Annotated in this window: 14 protein-coding genes; 8 read left to right on the plus strand and 6 right to left on the minus strand. The window is 68.6% G+C overall.

The window, feature by feature from the left end:
• Positions 1–46: 46 nt before the first annotated feature.
• On the minus strand, positions 47–427 hold the full coding sequence (locus AC0693_RS23335; RefSeq protein WP_356403243.1) for a phage holin family protein: 381 nt from the start codon (positions 425–427) through the stop codon (positions 47–49).
• Positions 428–515: 88 nt separating this feature from the next.
• Here AC0693_RS23335 and AC0693_RS23340 point away from each other — a divergent pair, with 88 nt between their 5' ends.
• From AC0693_RS23340 to AC0693_RS23355, 4 genes are all read left to right on the plus strand, one after another.
• Positions 516–854 (plus strand): cupin domain-containing protein, encoded by a 339-nt coding sequence (locus AC0693_RS23340; protein ID WP_478802759.1) that lies wholly within the window; start codon positions 516–518, stop codon positions 852–854.
• Between the two features lie 141 nt (positions 855–995).
• A complete protein-coding gene (locus tag AC0693_RS23345; protein WP_356403246.1) occupies positions 996–1,220 on the plus strand; it encodes a DUF5326 family protein in 225 nt (74 codons plus the stop codon).
• 278 nt (positions 1,221–1,498) lie between these two features.
• Positions 1,499–2,236: an IclR family transcriptional regulator gene (locus AC0693_RS23350; RefSeq protein ID WP_478802838.1), complete on the plus strand. Its 738-nt coding sequence runs from the start codon at positions 1,499–1,501 to the stop codon at positions 2,234–2,236.
• 97 nt (positions 2,237–2,333) lie between these two features.
• On the plus strand, positions 2,334–2,783 hold the full coding sequence (locus AC0693_RS23355) for an SsgA family sporulation/cell division regulator (protein WP_356403249.1): 450 nt from the start codon (positions 2,334–2,336) through the stop codon (positions 2,781–2,783).
• Positions 2,784–2,799: 16 nt separating this feature from the next.
• Here AC0693_RS23355 and AC0693_RS23360 read toward each other — a convergent pair whose 3' ends face one another.
• Positions 2,800–4,197, minus strand: a complete 1,398-nt coding sequence (locus tag AC0693_RS23360) for a YibE/F family protein (protein ID WP_469331027.1) — start codon at positions 4,195–4,197, stop codon at positions 2,800–2,802.
• Between the two features lie 205 nt (positions 4,198–4,402).
• Between AC0693_RS23360 and thiC the strand changes: the two genes are divergently transcribed.
• The gene (gene thiC / locus AC0693_RS23365) at positions 4,403–6,190 is read left to right on the plus strand and encodes a phosphomethylpyrimidine synthase ThiC (protein WP_356403255.1); all 1,788 of its coding nucleotides are present in this window, start codon (positions 4,403–4,405) and stop codon (positions 6,188–6,190) included.
• A 123-nt stretch (positions 6,191–6,313) separates the two neighbouring features.
• Here thiC and AC0693_RS23370 read toward each other — a convergent pair whose 3' ends face one another.
• The 3 genes from AC0693_RS23370 to AC0693_RS23380 all read right to left on the minus strand — a co-directional run bounded on the left by AC0693_RS23370 (position 6,314) and on the right by AC0693_RS23380 (position 9,832).
• Positions 6,314–7,117, minus strand: coding sequence for a hypothetical protein (locus AC0693_RS23370; RefSeq protein WP_478802760.1), 804 nt, complete (start codon positions 7,115–7,117; stop codon positions 6,314–6,316).
• A gap of 146 nt (positions 7,118–7,263) precedes the next feature.
• Positions 7,264–8,541: a metallophosphoesterase gene (locus tag AC0693_RS23375; RefSeq protein WP_469319619.1), complete on the minus strand. Its 1,278-nt coding sequence runs from the start codon at positions 8,539–8,541 to the stop codon at positions 7,264–7,266.
• A gap of 175 nt (positions 8,542–8,716) precedes the next feature.
• Positions 8,717–9,832: a LacI family DNA-binding transcriptional regulator gene (locus tag AC0693_RS23380; protein WP_356403261.1), complete on the minus strand. Its 1,116-nt coding sequence runs from the start codon at positions 9,830–9,832 to the stop codon at positions 8,717–8,719.
• A 350-nt stretch (positions 9,833–10,182) separates the two neighbouring features.
• On the opposite strand from AC0693_RS23380, the gene hisC reads away from it, so the two are divergent.
• Positions 10,183–11,265 (plus strand): histidinol-phosphate transaminase, encoded by a 1,083-nt coding sequence (gene hisC / locus AC0693_RS23385; RefSeq protein WP_356403264.1) that lies wholly within the window; start codon positions 10,183–10,185, stop codon positions 11,263–11,265.
• Between the two features lie 67 nt (positions 11,266–11,332).
• Here the strand turns inward: hisC and AC0693_RS23390 are convergent, their stop codons facing one another.
• Positions 11,333–11,701 (minus strand): cyclophilin-like fold protein, encoded by a 369-nt coding sequence (locus tag AC0693_RS23390; RefSeq protein WP_356403267.1) that lies wholly within the window; start codon positions 11,699–11,701, stop codon positions 11,333–11,335.
• Between the two features lie 187 nt (positions 11,702–11,888).
• On the opposite strand from AC0693_RS23390, the gene AC0693_RS23395 reads away from it, so the two are divergent.
• Together AC0693_RS23395 and cydB are read left to right on the plus strand one after the other, a co-directional pair.
• A complete protein-coding gene (locus AC0693_RS23395; protein ID WP_356403270.1) occupies positions 11,889–13,394 on the plus strand; it encodes a cytochrome ubiquinol oxidase subunit I in 1,506 nt (501 codons plus the stop codon).
• A gap of 18 nt (positions 13,395–13,412) precedes the next feature.
• A complete protein-coding gene (gene cydB / locus AC0693_RS23400) occupies positions 13,413–14,414 on the plus strand; it encodes a cytochrome d ubiquinol oxidase subunit II (RefSeq protein ID WP_468466986.1) in 1,002 nt (333 codons plus the stop codon).
• Positions 14,415–14,445: the final 31 nt, after the last annotated feature.

Raw genomic sequence — 14,445 nt, forward strand, 5'->3', positions numbered from 1 at the left:
GGTGTGCTCCTTCAGCGCGGTACGGATGGCTGCCGGGCGAGCCCGCTCAGTCCTTGTCAGGGAGGACCAGGTTCACGGCCCAGGAGACGATGGAGATGATCAGAGCGCCGACCACGGCCGTCCAGAAGCCCTCGACGTGGAAGCTGAGGCCGAGCTTTCCGGCCAGCCAGGAGGTCAGCAGCAGCATCAGGGCGTTCACGACCAGGGTGAACAGGCCCAGCGTAAGGATGAACAGCGGCAGCGAGAACAGCTTCACCACCGGCTTGACGAGGAAGTTGACCAGGCCGAACACGAGGGCGACCAGGATCAGGGTGAGGGTCCGGTGACCCATGCTGCTGCCGTCGTTGAGCGTGATGTCCGCGACCAGCCAGATCGCCACGGCCAGGGCCGCGGCGTTGGCGAGCGTCTTGACTACGAAATTCGTCATGTGTCTGATCGTTGCAGAGAAGATCCGGCTGGGACATCAGCGCGACAGCGGATGACAGGCATGAAAGAGCACAAGGGGCGCAAGGACGATGAAGGCATTCCGGCTGGACGAACTCGAGGCCGAGCGACTGGCCAATGACGGCGCCTACCTCCAGTTCCTGCGCGAACGGAACATGTCCGTCGGGCTGTACGCGCTGGACGCCGGGCAGAGTGATCCCCAGCAGCCGCACGCCCAGGACGAGGTCTACTTCGTCGTCAGCGGGCGGGCGTCGATCACCGTCGGGGAGGAGACGACGACGGTCGCGCGCGGCGGCGTGGTCTACGTCCCGGCCGGGGTCCCGCACCGCTTCCACCACATCACCGAGGACCTGAAGGTGCTGGTGGTCTTCTCGCCGCCGGAGGGCCGAGCCGGCTCCGGGGCCGGGTGACCCCCGAGTCCCCGGTGTTCCACGGGCCCGGAGCCCCTAGGGGGCGGGTCAGGGGACTCCAAGGGCTCAGCGGCCCCCGTTGCGTTCCCCCGGCTCCTAGCATCGGAGGCAGGAAGCAACGGACCAGGAAGAGGTTGGGACATGGACGGCATCCGGGAGACATTCGCAGGTATGCCCTGGTGGGTTAAGTGGGTCGCCGTTCCGCTGCTGGCGCTGTTCGTCTTCGGCGGTGTGGTCACCAGCATCCTGGGAACGCTGATCCACCTGCTCTTCAACGTGCTGCTCTTCGTCGGCCTGGTCGCGGGTCTGGTCTTCGTCGTCAAGAAGGTCACCGGCGGTTCCAAGTCCTCGTCGAGCGAGTGGTAGCAACCCGCCACGCGGCGGATTAACCCAGGTGAGGGACGGGAACCGGAACACCGCGCACACGCCGGGGCGTGGCGGATACAGTGAAAAATCCGTGCCGTTCCCTGGGAGCTGAAGCCGGTAATCCGCCCTGACCCGCGGTGATTTCACGTACAGCCGAGTGCGACCCCCAGGAAGCGCGGACACGCGGGGGCGGCCCCCGCGGGCGGGCCGCCCCCAAGGCCCGCCGCCACGCCTGGGGGTGAGCTTTGCCATCGGTTCACAATGCCGGTGTGCCGACACTGATCGGCTCGGTACAGCGTGCTCTGCGGCTGCTCGAAGCGGTGGGTTCCCACAGCGAGGGAGCTCCGGCGAAGCAACTGGCGCGCGAGGCCGGTCTCCCGCTCGCCACCGCCTACCACCTACTGCGGACCCTGACGCACGAGGGTTATCTGCGCCGGGAGGGCGGAGTGTTCGTCCTGGGGGAAGCCGTGGGGCGACTGGCTGGTGGCGGGCTTGAGCAGAAACGTCGCACCATGATCCTGGACTCGCTCGCGCATTTCCGCGAGACGGTCGGAGCCCCCGTCTACTTCGCGGTCTACCGCGACGGTGAGATCGAGGTCGTGGGTGTTTCGGACACCCCGGCCGGCCCCGCCTGCGAGGAGTGGGCCGCCTTCCGCGAGACAGGCCACGCGCACGCCATCGGCCAGTGCCTGCTGGCACAGCTCGACGAGAAGGCGCGCAAGGACCATTACGACCGCCATCCGGTCCAGCCCGTCACCCCGTACACGGTTTCGGACATGCACGCTCTCGAGCAGCGGATCGACTCGCTCGGCCGGATGCAGTCGGTTACGGAGCGTCAGGAGTATTCCCTCGGCACGGTGTGTGCGGCGATCCCGATCACGGCCGGAGACATCGTCGCGACCTTGGCGATTTCTCTTCCGTTGCACCTCGAAGGCCGGTTGCCCTATGCGCTCGCTCGGCTACGGAGTGAAGTAGGCGCGCTGTTGAGTAGCCTCTCGTTCTCTATCAGTATCTGAAAACTCACTCCTTGTGATCTGCAAGCGCTTACACCACTCTTGTCAAGAGGGCCTTGAGGGACCATTCCTGGCCACTTCCACGACAGCGGGGTAGGCAATGCGCGAATCGGTACAGGCAGAGGTCATGATGAGCTTCCTCGTTTCGGAGGAGCTCGCTTTCCGGATCCCGGTGGAGCTGCGGTACGAGGCGCGTGACCCCTACGCGGTGCGCCTGACGTTCCACCTCCCCGGCGACGCGCCCGTGACCTGGGCATTCGGCCGCGAACTGCTGCTGGACGGCATCAACAAGGCATGTGGTGACGGCGATGTGCACATCGCTCCGACCGAACCGGAGGAGCTGTCGGACGTGCACATCCGGCTCCAGGTCGGCGCCGACCGGGCCCTGTTCCGGGCGAGCGCGGCGCCGCTGGTGGCGTTCCTCGACCGCACGGACCGCATCGTGCCGCTCGGTCAGGAGCGCAACCTCGGTGATTTCGAGGAAAACCTGGAGGAGGCGTTGGAAAAGATCCTCGCCGAGGCCCGGCAGAACGAGCAGAACGCGGGCTGAATGCCATCACACAGTGTCACCGCTTACGTCGACGACCGCGTCCTCCGCGGCTCGGCCCCGAGGCCGCCGTGGCAGCCGGGGATCCCGACCGGTCGGCGGACACGACCAGTGCGGCCAGTGCCGTGGTCACCGGGACCGAGGCGACCAGACCGATCGAGCCCACGAGCGTCCGTACGATCTCCTCGGCCACCAGCTCGCTGTTGGCCACCGTTCCCACACTGCTGTTCGCGATGGAGAACAGCAGCAGCAACGGCAACGCCGCGCCCGCGTAGGCGAGGACCAGCGTGTTGACCACGGACGCGATGTGGTCGCGCCCGATCCGGATCGCCGCCCGGTACAGCGCGCGGGGACCCATCGTCGGGTCGGCCTGGTGGAGTTCCCAGACCGCGGACGTCTGGGTGACCGTCACGTCGTCGAGGACGCCCAGCGATCCGATGATCACCCCTGCGAGCAGCAGGCCGCTCATGTCGATGTGCGGATAGAGACCGTGGATCAGGCCGGTGTTGTCGTCGGTGTTGCCGCTGAGGAACGCCCAGCCGATGAACACCGAGCCCAGCAGCCCGATCAGCAGCAGTGAGACCAGGGTTCCGAGGACGGCGACCGAGGTCCTGGCGGTCAGGCCGTGGCACATGTAGAGCGCGATCAGCATGATGGCGCTGGCTCCGACGACGCCCACGACCAGCGGGTTCGAGCCCTGGAGGATGGCGGGCAGGATGAAGAGCGTCAGCACGGAGAAGCTGACGGCCAGCGCGATCAGCGCGAACAGCCCGCGCATCCGGCCGACCACCACGACCGCGAGGGCGAAGATGCCGGCCAGCAGCGCCAGCGGGAGTTTCCGGTTCACGTCGATGACGGAGTACTGCAGTTCGCGGGGGGCGGCCGGCGCGTAGGCGACCACGACTTCCTGGCCGTCCTCCAACTGCCGCGGCGCGCCCGGCTGGACGATCTCCACGAAGGTGCGTCCCTGATCGGGGCCGGTGGAGATCTTCACTGTCGCCTTCTTGCAGTCGCCTGCCCGGGCGGCCTCGGCCGCACCGCTCCGGGGGGCGTCGGAAGGGAGCGGGACCTGGGCGGCGTTGACGGACTTGCAGTCGACCCGCTCGATCGACACCACCGCGCCCTGCTGGGTCTGGCGGTCGAAACCCACGCCGGTGCGCTCGTGGGCGGGGGCGCCACCCGGCCACAGGACGACCATGCCGACCAGGACGGCGGCGGCGAAGGGGATCAGGACCGCCGCGATGACCTTGCGCAGGTGCTTCGAAACGGGAGCTGCCGGTCCGTGACCGTGGGAGTGGGAGTGCCCGTGGGACGGTCCGGGGGAGGCCTCGTGCGGCGACCCGTGGCGGGCGTGGGCGTGACCCGTGTGATCCGTGGGTTCCGTGGGCTCGATGGGGGGCTGCGGCGAGGACGTCACCGACTGATCATCGCAAGAGATGAGGGGGCCCACTGTTCAGCACGCCAGGGATGACGCTAGCGTGGGGGCACCTTTGCACAACGCGGGAGCTCGGAGCACCGGGCTGAGAGGGCGCTGATCACCGTACGTGGACACGTACGGGAAGAGGCTGCGTCGACCGCCGAACCTGTTACCGGGTAATGCCGGCGTAGGGAGATCAGGTCTCATGACCATTCAGGACGCACACACGCCTGCCGTCAGCCAGGACAGCGACGGTCGGGAAGAGCGCCAGCCCGGCTGGCACAAGGGGTACGTCGCGGGTTCCCGCCCCGACCTGCGCGTGCCGGTCCGCCAGGTCCACCTCACCAACGGCAAGGACGTGACGCTCTACGACACGTCCGGCCCGTACACCGACCCGCAGATCGAGACCGACGTCCGCCGGGGTCTGGCACCGCTGCGCGAGAACTGGATCATCGGCCGCGGTGACACCGAGGAGTACGCGGGCCGCCCTGTGCGCCCCGAGGACGACGGCATCAAGCACACTTCGCCCCGCGGCGGCCTCAAGAACCTCGACGCCGTTTTCCCCGGCCGCCCCCGCCAGCCCCGCCGGGGCCGCGGCGGCCAGGCCGTGACCCAGCTCGCGTACGCCCGCCGCGGTGAGATCACCCCGGAGATGGAGTACGTGGCGATCCGCGAGAACGTCGCCCCCGAGGTCGTCCGCGAGGAGATCGCGGCAGGCCGCGCGGTCCTGCCCGCGAACGTGAACCACCCCGAGATCGAGCCGATGATCATCGGCAAGCGCTTCCTGGTGAAGGTCAACGCCAACATCGGGAACTCCGCCGTCACTTCCTCGATCGAGGAGGAGGTGGACAAGATGACCTGGGCCACCAAGTGGGGCGCCGACACGGTCATGGACCTCTCCACCGGCCGCAACATCCACACCACCCGCGAGTGGGTGCTGCGCAACTCCCCCGTCCCGATCGGCACCGTTCCGCTCTACCAGGCGCTGGAGAAGGTCGACGGCCGGGCCGAGGAGCTGACCTGGGAGATCTACAAGGACACGGTCATCGAGCAGGCCGAGCAGGGCGTCGACTACATGACCGTCCACGCGGGCGTGCTGCTGCCGTACGTGCCGCTGACCGCGCGCCGCAAGACGGGGATCGTCTCCCGCGGCGGCTCGATCATGGCCGCCTGGTGCCTCGCGCACCACAAGGAGAACTTCCTCTACACGAACTTCGAGGAACTCTGCGACATCCTGGCCGCGTACGACGTCACCTACTCGTTGGGTGACGGCCTGCGCCCCGGTTCCATCGCCGACGCCAACGACGCGGCGCAGTTCGCGGAGCTGAAGACGCTGGGCGAGCTGAACACCATCGCCAAGCGGCACCACGTGCAGACCATGATCGAGGGCCCGGGTCACGTCCCGATGCACAAGATCAAGGAGAACATCGACCTCCAGCAGGAGATCTGCGAGGAGGCCCCCTTCTACACCCTGGGCCCGCTGACCACGGACGTCGCTCCCGCGTACGACCACATCACCTCGGGCATCGGCGCGGCGATGATCGCCTGGTGGGGCACCGCGATGCTCTGCTACGTGACGCCCAAGGAGCACCTGGGTCTGCCCAACCGTGACGACGTCAAGACCGGTGTCATCACGTACAAGATCGCCGCGCACGCCGCCGACCTGGCCAAGGGGCACCCCGGCGCTCAGGAATGGGACGACGCGCTGTCCGACGCGCGCTTCGAGTTCCGCTGGGAGGACCAGTTCAACCTGGCCCTCGACCCCGACACGGCGCGCGAGTTCCACGACGAGACCCTTCCGGCCGAGCCCGCCAAGACCGCGCACTTCTGCTCCATGTGCGGCCCGAAGTTCTGCTCGATGAAGATCTCGCAGGACATCCGTCGCGAACACGGCGGGGACCTGAAGGCGGACGAGATCCAGGCGGGCATGGCGGAGAAGTCCGCCGAGTTCGCCGCGGCGGGCAACCGCGTCTACCTGCCGCTGGCCGACTGACACGGATGGCCCGGCGTCGTCCCCGAGGTCGGTCCGCCTCGGGAACGGCGCCGGGCGCCGGGTGCCTGTCCTCCGTGTTCCACGCGCCGTCGTGTTTCACGTGAAACATCCACCCCTGCGGCATCAGCTCGGCTCGTGCTCCGGTCCGCCGAAGTCGGGACTCGTGAAGTCCGGCGGCGTATAGCCGGGATGGGGGCTCTCGGAACTTCCCGGGCTGCTGAAATCGGGAGCGCTGTAGCCCAGTTGCGGGATGCGCCGGGGCCGGCGGCGCGGTATCGGAGAGCCGGTCCCGGCACTGGGATCCGCCAGCGCGTCCTGGAGGAACGGCATGATGCCCCGCTCCAGCAGTGCGTGCCGCCACGCCTCCCGGGCGCGCGAAACCTCGTCGGGGACGGTCTCCGCCACGTCCACCGTCACCTCGGTCGCGCTGTTGCGGACCGCGGTGACCAGCAGACCGATCGCGGCGATCAGGATCGCCGCCGCCGTGAGGGCGCCGAAGAGCCAACCCGCCGTCAGCATGGTTTCCGCGAAGGCCGGTTCGGGCTCGATCATCTTCAGGGTGTAGCCGACCAGCAGGAAGATGAGCATGGCGGTGCCGGCCAGCACCGGTGCCAGGACCGCCACCACGGCGCCCACCCCCGCGCCGCCACCGCTCGTGTCGTCGTCCGGCGCGTGGGCATGCGTGGCCGCCGTCTCGTCGCGCAGCTCACCGCGGATCTTCACGTAGTGGTCGTACTCGGCCGCGGCGGCGGCCGTCAGCAGCGCACTGGCATCGAGGGCCATGGTGCGCAACTGTTCGGCGTTCAGTCGTTCGCCGAGCGTCGCGAGTTCGGGCCGTTCGTGCGCGGTGCGCAGCGCCTCGTCGAGGATCCGATCGAACTCCGGTCGGTCTTCGGTCAGCAGGTGCGGAGCGCTGGTCATGTGCATCCCCCGATGCTCCGTGGAGACCGGTGAGCCCGTGTGGACCGGGCACCGGCACAAACGGAGGAGAGCCTGCTACGGATAGTGCGATGGTAGAACGCCCCCGCCACGCGGTGACAGGGGCTTTCCGAAATACCCTGCTCCAGGAACCCTCAGTCGGTCAACGGGAGTTGTACGACCAGCAGTTTCCCTGCCATCGTGACCCCCCCGTCCATGGCGATGGCGAGGCCCTCCGCGTAGACGTGGGGGCCGTCGATGGTCTCCGGACCGTGGGTGCGCTCGCCGTCCTCGGTCCCCACTTCGCCCAGCAGGTACGGGATCGGACTGTGCCCGTGCACCACGCGCCCGCCGCCGTAGGTGCCGAGGAGCTCGCGCACGGCCTGGGGGCCGGTCTCCTGGTCGCGGAAGGCGAAGCGCTTGGTGAACTTGCGGAACAGGTCCCACGTCTCGTCCGCGTCGTGCTGGTTGAGCAGTTCGTGGACCTTGTCGTTGACGTCCTCGATGGAGTCGCCGTAGTCGAGGTAGGCGGTGGTATCGGAGTGCAGCAGCAGGTGGCCGTCCTCCAGGGCGGCCGCGTCCAGCCGCGACATCCACTGCAGGTGTACGTCTTGCAGGCGCTCCATGTCGGTGCGCTGGCCGCCGTTGAGCAGCCAGGCGGCCTGGAAGCTGGCGGTGCCCGCGCCGGACACGACCGGGGTGTCGCCGAACCGCTTGGCTCCGATGAGCAGGAGTTCGTGGTTGCCCATGAGGGCCTTGCAGTACCCGCCCGCGGCCGCGGCCTCGGCGGAGAGCCGCATGACGAGGTCGATCACGCCGATGCCGTCGGGACCGCGGTCCGTGAAGTCGCCGAGGAACCACAGGCGCGCGTTCCCGGCGGACCACCGGCCGTCGGCGTCGATCAGGTGCTGGGCGTGCAGTTCGGCGATCAGCTCGTCGAGGTAGCCGTGGACGTCGCCGACGACGTAGAGCGGCCCGGGCCCGTCGGCGGGGGCGTCCTGGGGGACGTACTGGACCTGGACGGTGTCGCCCGGTCCGCCGCGGCTGATGATCGGGAGGTCGCGCTGCGTGGGCGTGTAGTCCTCGGACTCCGCGGCCGGCTCGGAGGGACCGTGCTGTTCCGCGTGTACGGGCGCCGCCGTGCCGCCGGGCGGGCCCGCGTCCGGCGCGGGGGGCGGACCGGGAGCGTGCACCGGGGTGGGGGCGTAGGCGGGCCGCGGCGGCGGCACCGACGCGCCTTCGTCGTAGTACGCCGGGTACTCGCCGTAGACGGGCACCTCGCCGGGTACCGCGGGCGTGGGTGCGTCCGTGCCGTACGCGACGGGAGGGGCGGCCGGAACCCGGAAGTCCCGCAGCGTCTCCGTCCGCATCGCGGGTCCCTGACCGGCCCCCTGAGTCATCGACCCCTCCACCACCGTCGCGCTGCCGTACATCTGCGGACCCTCCTGACCTCCAGGATCGGAGGGTCCGTGATGTCGTGCGCCCATCATAGGAATGCGGCTCGCGCTCTGTGACGCACCAGGGGTGGTGAATCCTGGCCGGAGCCGACCCTTCCTACCGTTTTCAACCGATATGCGTGTTGCGGGATGGTGCGGAAATACCCGGAGGTCAGTCTCCGGACGGGGATCGGGGCGGACTGACGGTGGTGCGCGGCTGCCTGCGCTGTGACGAAGTTCTGACGATCAGTTCGGTCGGGACCACCTGTTCGACGGGTCGTCCGGTGTCGACGCCCTCGATCGCGTCGATGAGCAACTGCACGACGGCGGTGCCGATGCGGCGCGGTTTGAGGGAGAGGGTGGTGATGGGGGGTTCGGTGGAGGCGTACACGGTGGACTCGCTGCAGCACACGAGCAGGAGGTCCTCGGGCACCCGCAGGCCGTAGCGCCGCGCGGCGGCCAGCAGGTCGGTGCCGTTGGGGTCGAAGAGTCCGTAGACGGCGTCGGGGCGGTCGGGCCGGGCGAGCAGCCGGTCGGCCGCCACGGCTCCGGCGCACGGATCGTGGGCGGGGTAGGACTCGTAGACGGGGTCCTGGCCGACGCGCTCGCACCAGCTGAGGTAGGCGGTGGTGGAGAGCCGGGTGTAGGTGTCCGTGGTGGTGCCGGTGAGGAGTCCGATGCGCCGGGCTCCCGCGGCGGCGAGGTGGTCGAGCAGGTTGAGGACGGCGGCCTCGTGGTCGTTGTCGACCCAGGCCGTGACGGGGAGGGTGCCGGCGGGGCGGCCGTCGGAGACCACCGGCAGGCCCTGGCGGACCAGCTCGGTGACGACGGGGTCGTGGTCGGAGGGGTCGATGACGACGGTCCCGTCGAGCGCGACGTTCGACCACACGTCGTGCCGGGAGGTGGCGGGGAGGATGACCAGGGCGTAGCCGCGCGCGAGCGCGGCGGAGGTGGCGGCTCTGGCCATCTCGGCGAAGTAGGCGAACTCGGTGAAGGTGAAAGGTTCATCCCCGTACGTCGTCACGGTCAGGCCGATGAGGCCGGACTTGCCGGTACGGAGGGTTCGGGCGGCGGCGGACGGGCGGTAGCCCAGCCGGTCGGCCACCTCGCGGACGTGGCGGCGGGTGGCGTCCGGGAGCCGCCCCTTGCCATTGAGCGCGTCGGAGACGGTCGTGATCGAGACGCCGGCCGCGGCGGCCACGTCCCTGATTCCCGCGCGGCCCGGACGGCCCGCGGTCCGCCGGGGGGTCTCGGTCCGGCTCACCTGATGCTTCCCTGCTGCTGTCATGGCGAGCCGATAGTAGGGCTCGGGGGCCTGGTTGGTCCGTATGCATATGCAGGCGTTGACAGACACGTTTCTGCATGGTGCGCCACCCCAAATGACCTTGGAATACAAGGCATTTGGTAGCCGTAAGTGATCGTGGCGCTTGTCGTCGGGTCCGAGCATGCCAAAGTGATGAGGTCTCGGACCGGTCTCAACTCACCTGCACGAGGGACGCGCGCCACGGCGCAGGCCACCGGCGCACGCATATATGCACGCGCTCCCCCTCTTTCCTGGCGCCCACCATTCTCGGGACGACGGAATCCTCATAAGGTGAGCAGTATTGAGTTGCACGGGATGGTCGAGGAGGACCTGCGGTGAGCGAGAAGAGCCCGAGGCTGCGCGCCGAGCTGGATGGCATTCCCACGTACAAGCCGGGGAAGCCCGCCGCCGCCGGAGGCCCGGTGGCGTACAAGCTGTCCTCCAACGAGAACCCCTACCCGCCGCTGCCGGGGGTGCTCGAAAGCGTCGTCGCGGCCGCCGGGGACTTCAACCGCTACCCCGACATGGCCTGCACGGCGCTCGTCAACGAGATCGCGGAGCGCTTCGGGGTACCGGTCGAACACGTGGCGACGGGCACCGGGTCGGTCGGTGTGGCGCAGTCGCTGATCCAGGCGACCGCCGGTCCGGGCGACGAGGTCATCTACGCCTGGCGCTCCTTCGAGGCGTACCCGATCATCGTCCAGATCTCGGGCGCGACCTCGGTCCAGGTCCCGCTGACCCCGGGTGACGTGCACGACCTGGACGCGATGGCGGACGCGATCACCGAGCGCACCCGGCTGATCTTCCTGTGCAACCCCAACAACCCCACCGGCACCGTCGTGCGCCGTGCGGAGCTGGAGCGGTTCCTGGACCGGGTGCCCGCGGACGTCCTGGTGGTGCTGGACGAGGCCTACCGCGAGTTCGTGCGCGACACCGAGGTGCCGGACGGGATCGAGATCTACCGGAGCCGGCCGAACGTCGCGGTCCTGCGCACCTTCTCCAAGGCGTACGGCCTGGCCGGCCTGCGGGTCGGGTTCGCCGTGGCGCACGAGCCGGTGGCCGCCGCGCTGCGCAAGACGGCGGTTCCCTTCGGCGTGAGTCAGCTCGCGCAGGACGCGGCGGTCGCCTCGCTGCGGGCCGAGGACGAGCTGCTGGGCCGGGTGGGCTCGCTCCTCGGGGAGCGGACGCGGGTGTACGAGACGCTCATCGCCCAGGGCTGGTCGGTGGTTCCCGAGACCCAGGCCAACTTCGTGTGGATGCGGCTGGGCGAGCGCACCGCCGACTTCGCGGCGGCCTGCGAGAAGGCCGGTGTGGTGGTCCGGCCCTTCGCGGGTGAGGGCCTGCGGGTCACGATCGGTGAGACCGAGGCGAACGACCTCTTCCTGCACACGGCAGAGGCGTTCTTCAAGGAGCTGTAGGGCTGTAGGAGCTGTAGGAGCCCTGGATGCCGAGGTGGCCGAAGGGGCTGGTGGGGCGCGGCGCGGTTTACGCCAGTTCCACGCGGACGGGGTCGCCCTCGCGGACGGTGGCCAGCAGGCGGGGGTCGCCGTCGAACGAGCCCAGGATGTTGCACGGGCTCGCCAGGCGGCTCTCGCCTCCCCGTGAGATGGGCGTGGGGCCGTAGGGGAGCGCGAGCGCGTCGCCCTCGGTCCAGAAGGCGACCGTGCCCGGTTCGACGACCTGCCGGGCGTCCTCCTCGAGCGCGACCGAGACGCCGGTGTCGAAGTAGACCTCCTCGCCCCAGAGGTTGGCGGAGGCGGAAATCGGCAGGGCCTGCGTCAGGGCCTTGGCGGTCGGGGTGTCGTCGAGGGTCGCGGTGAGCTGGCCGGAGGGCCAGGAAATCCGTATCTGCATGGGCGGCATTCAACAATCTGTTGAAGATGTTGGCTAGGGGGACCCCCCTCGGCGCGGTCCCACACCTGTGCGACATAATGCTTGTGAATGTGAACGCGTTCACAAGCGCATCCCCTTCCTCCCTGGATGGGTGGTTGTGAGACGCACGCAGCAGCGGTGACCACGCCGACGCGAAGGAGAAGACGACGTGGACCTGGCTTTGGCACCGGAGACCCTGGCGCGGTGGCAGTTCGGCATCACCACCGTCTACCACTTCCTCTTCGTCCCCCTGACGATCTCGCTCGCCGCGCTCGTCGCGGTCCTGCAGACGGCATGGGTGCGAACGGACAAGGAGAAGTACCTCAAGGCCACCAAGTTCTGGGGCAAGCTCTTCCTGATCAACATCGCGATGGGTGTCGTCACCGGCATCGTCCAGGAGTTCCAGTTCGGCATGAACTGGTCCGACTACTCGCGGTTCGTGGGCGACGTCTTCGGCGCCCCGCTGGCCTTCGAGGCGCTCATCGCCTTCTTCTTCGAGTCGACCTTCATCGGTCTGTGGATCTTCGGCTGGGACAAGCTGCCCAAGAAGATCCACCTCGCCTGCATCTGGATGGTGTCGATCGGCACCATCCTGTCCGCCTACTTCATCCTCGCGGCCAACTCCTGGATGCAGCACCCCGTCGGGTACCGCTTCAACAAGGAGACCGGCCGCGCCGAGCTGACCGACTTCTGGCTCGTGCTGACCCAGAACACCGCGCTCAGCCAGGTCTTCCACACCCTGACGGCCGCCCTGCTGACCGGCGGCGCCTTCATGGTCGGCATCGCCGCCTTCCACCTGCTGCGCAAGAACCACATCCCCGTGATGCGGACCTCGCTGCGCCTCGGCCTGATCGCCGTCGTCATCGGGGGCCTGCTCACCGCGATCAGCGGCGACACCCTCGCGAAGGTGATGTTCAAGCAGCAGCCGATGAAGATGGCCGCCGCGGAGGCGCTGTGGGACGGGGAGCGGAGCGCGCCCTTCTCGATCTTCGCCTACGGGGACGTCGACAAGGGCCACAACAAGGTCGCCATAGAGGTCCCCGGCGTCCTGTCCTTCCTCGCCGACAACAACTTCGACTCGTTCGTCCCGGGCATCAACGACGTCAACAAGTCCGAGCAGGAGAAGTACGGTCCCGGTGACTACCGGCCCGCGATCCCCGTCGCGTACTGGGGCTTCCGCTGGATGATCGGCTTCGGCATGGCGTCCTTCGCCCTCGGCGCGGTGGGGCTCTGGCTGACCCGACGGAAGTTCATGCTCCCACCGGCCCTGCGGACGGGTGAGGACGAGCGGCCGCACCTGGTCCTCTTCAAGAGCGCCCTGAGCCCGCGGCTGACCCGTCTCTACTGGCTCGGTGCGGTCTGGACGCTCGGCTTCCCGCTGATCGCCAACTGCTGGGGCTGGATCTTCACCGAGATGGGCCGCCAGCCCTGGGCCGTCTACGGAGTCCTGCGCACCGCCGACGCCGTCTCGCCGACGGTCTCGCAGGGCGAGGTGATCACCTCGATGGCCGTCTTCACCGCGCTCTACGCCGTCCTCGCCGTGATCGAGGTCAAGCTCCTCGTGAAGTACGTCAAGGCCGGTCCGCCGGAGCTGACCGAGGCCGACCTCAACCCGCCCACCAGGATCGGCGGCGACCACGCCGACGCCGACCGGCCGATGGCCTTCTCGTACTGAGGCCGGGGAGACCACACCATGCAACTCCATGACGTCTGGTTCGTGCTCATCGCCGTCCTCTGGACCGGCTACTTCTTCCTGGAGGGCTTCGACTTCGGAGTCGGCGTCCTGACCAAGCTGCTGGCTCGCGACCGCACGGAGAAGCGGGTCCTGATCAATACGATCGGACCGGTCTGGGACGGCAACGAGGTCTGGCTCCTCACCGCCGGCGGTGCGACCTTCGCCGCCTTCCCGGACTGGTACGCCACCCTCTTCTCCGGCTTCTACCTGCCGCTGCTGCTCATCCTGCTCTGCCTGATCATCCGCGGCGTGGCCTTCGAGTACCGGCACAAGAGGCCCGAGGACCGGTGGCAGTCCAACTGGGAACACGCCATCTTCTGGACCTCCCTGATCCCCGCCTTCCTCTGGGGCGTCGCCTTCGCCAACATCACGCGCGGCGTGAAGATCGACGAGCACAAGGAATACGTCGGTACCCTCTTCGATCTGCTCAACGTCTACTCGATCCTCGGCGGCCTGGTCACCCTCACCCTGTTCACCTTCCACGGCGCGGTCTTCACCTCGCTCAAGACGGTGGGTGACATCCGGGACCGCTCGCGGAAGCTGGCGACCCGGCTCGGTGTGGTGACCGCGGTACTCGCGCTCGTCTTTCTGGTGTGGACCCAGGTCTCCCGGGGCGACACCGCGAGCCTGGTCGCGATGGCCGTCGCGGTGCTCGCGCTCCTCGGGGCGCTCGGCTGCAACCTGGCGGGCCGCGAAGGCTGGTCGTTCGCGCTGTCCGGGATCACCATCGCGGCCGCGGTCGCCATGCTGTTCCTGACGCTCTTCCCGAACGTCATGCCCTCCTCGCTGAACGATGCCTGGAGCCTCACGGTCACCAACGCCTCGTCCACGCCCTACACCCTCAAGATCATGACCTGGTGCGCGGGCGTGGCGACTCCCCTCGTCCTGCTCTACCAGAGCTGGACCTACTGGGTGTTCCGCAAGCGGATCGGTACGCAGCACATCGCCGATACGCACTGAGCCCGGGTCACCGGCCCGTCCGGCGACCCTC

It is taken from the genome of Streptomyces sp. NPDC043876, from assembly GCF_056435825.1.

Bases quoted from the DNA above. Each gene is read 5' to 3' on its own strand.
- AC0693_RS23335 (WP_356403243.1), bottom strand. From the start codon at position 427: ATGACGAATTTCGTAGTCAAGACGCTCGCCAACGCCGCGGCCCTGGCC.
- AC0693_RS23340 (WP_478802759.1), top strand. From the start codon at position 516: ATGAAGGCATTCCGGCTGGACGAACTCGAGGCCGAGCGACTGGCCAAT.
- AC0693_RS23345 (WP_356403246.1), top strand. From the start codon at position 996: ATGGACGGCATCCGGGAGACATTCGCAGGTATGCCCTGGTGGGTTAAG.
- AC0693_RS23355 (WP_356403249.1), top strand. From the start codon at position 2,334: ATGCGCGAATCGGTACAGGCAGAGGTCATGATGAGCTTCCTCGTTTCG.
- thiC (WP_356403255.1), top strand. From the start codon at position 4,403: ATGACCATTCAGGACGCACACACGCCTGCCGTCAGCCAGGACAGCGAC.
- AC0693_RS23370 (WP_478802760.1), bottom strand. From the start codon at position 7,117: ATGCACATGACCAGCGCTCCGCACCTGCTGACCGAAGACCGACCGGAG.
- AC0693_RS23375 (WP_469319619.1), bottom strand. From the start codon at position 8,541: ATGTACGGCAGCGCGACGGTGGTGGAGGGGTCGATGACTCAGGGGGCC.
- AC0693_RS23380 (WP_356403261.1), bottom strand. From the start codon at position 9,832: ATGACAGCAGCAGGGAAGCATCAGGTGAGCCGGACCGAGACCCCCCGG.
- AC0693_RS23390 (WP_356403267.1), bottom strand. From the start codon at position 11,701: ATGCAGATACGGATTTCCTGGCCCTCCGGCCAGCTCACCGCGACCCTC.
- cydB (WP_468466986.1), top strand. From the start codon at position 13,413: ATGCAACTCCATGACGTCTGGTTCGTGCTCATCGCCGTCCTCTGGACC.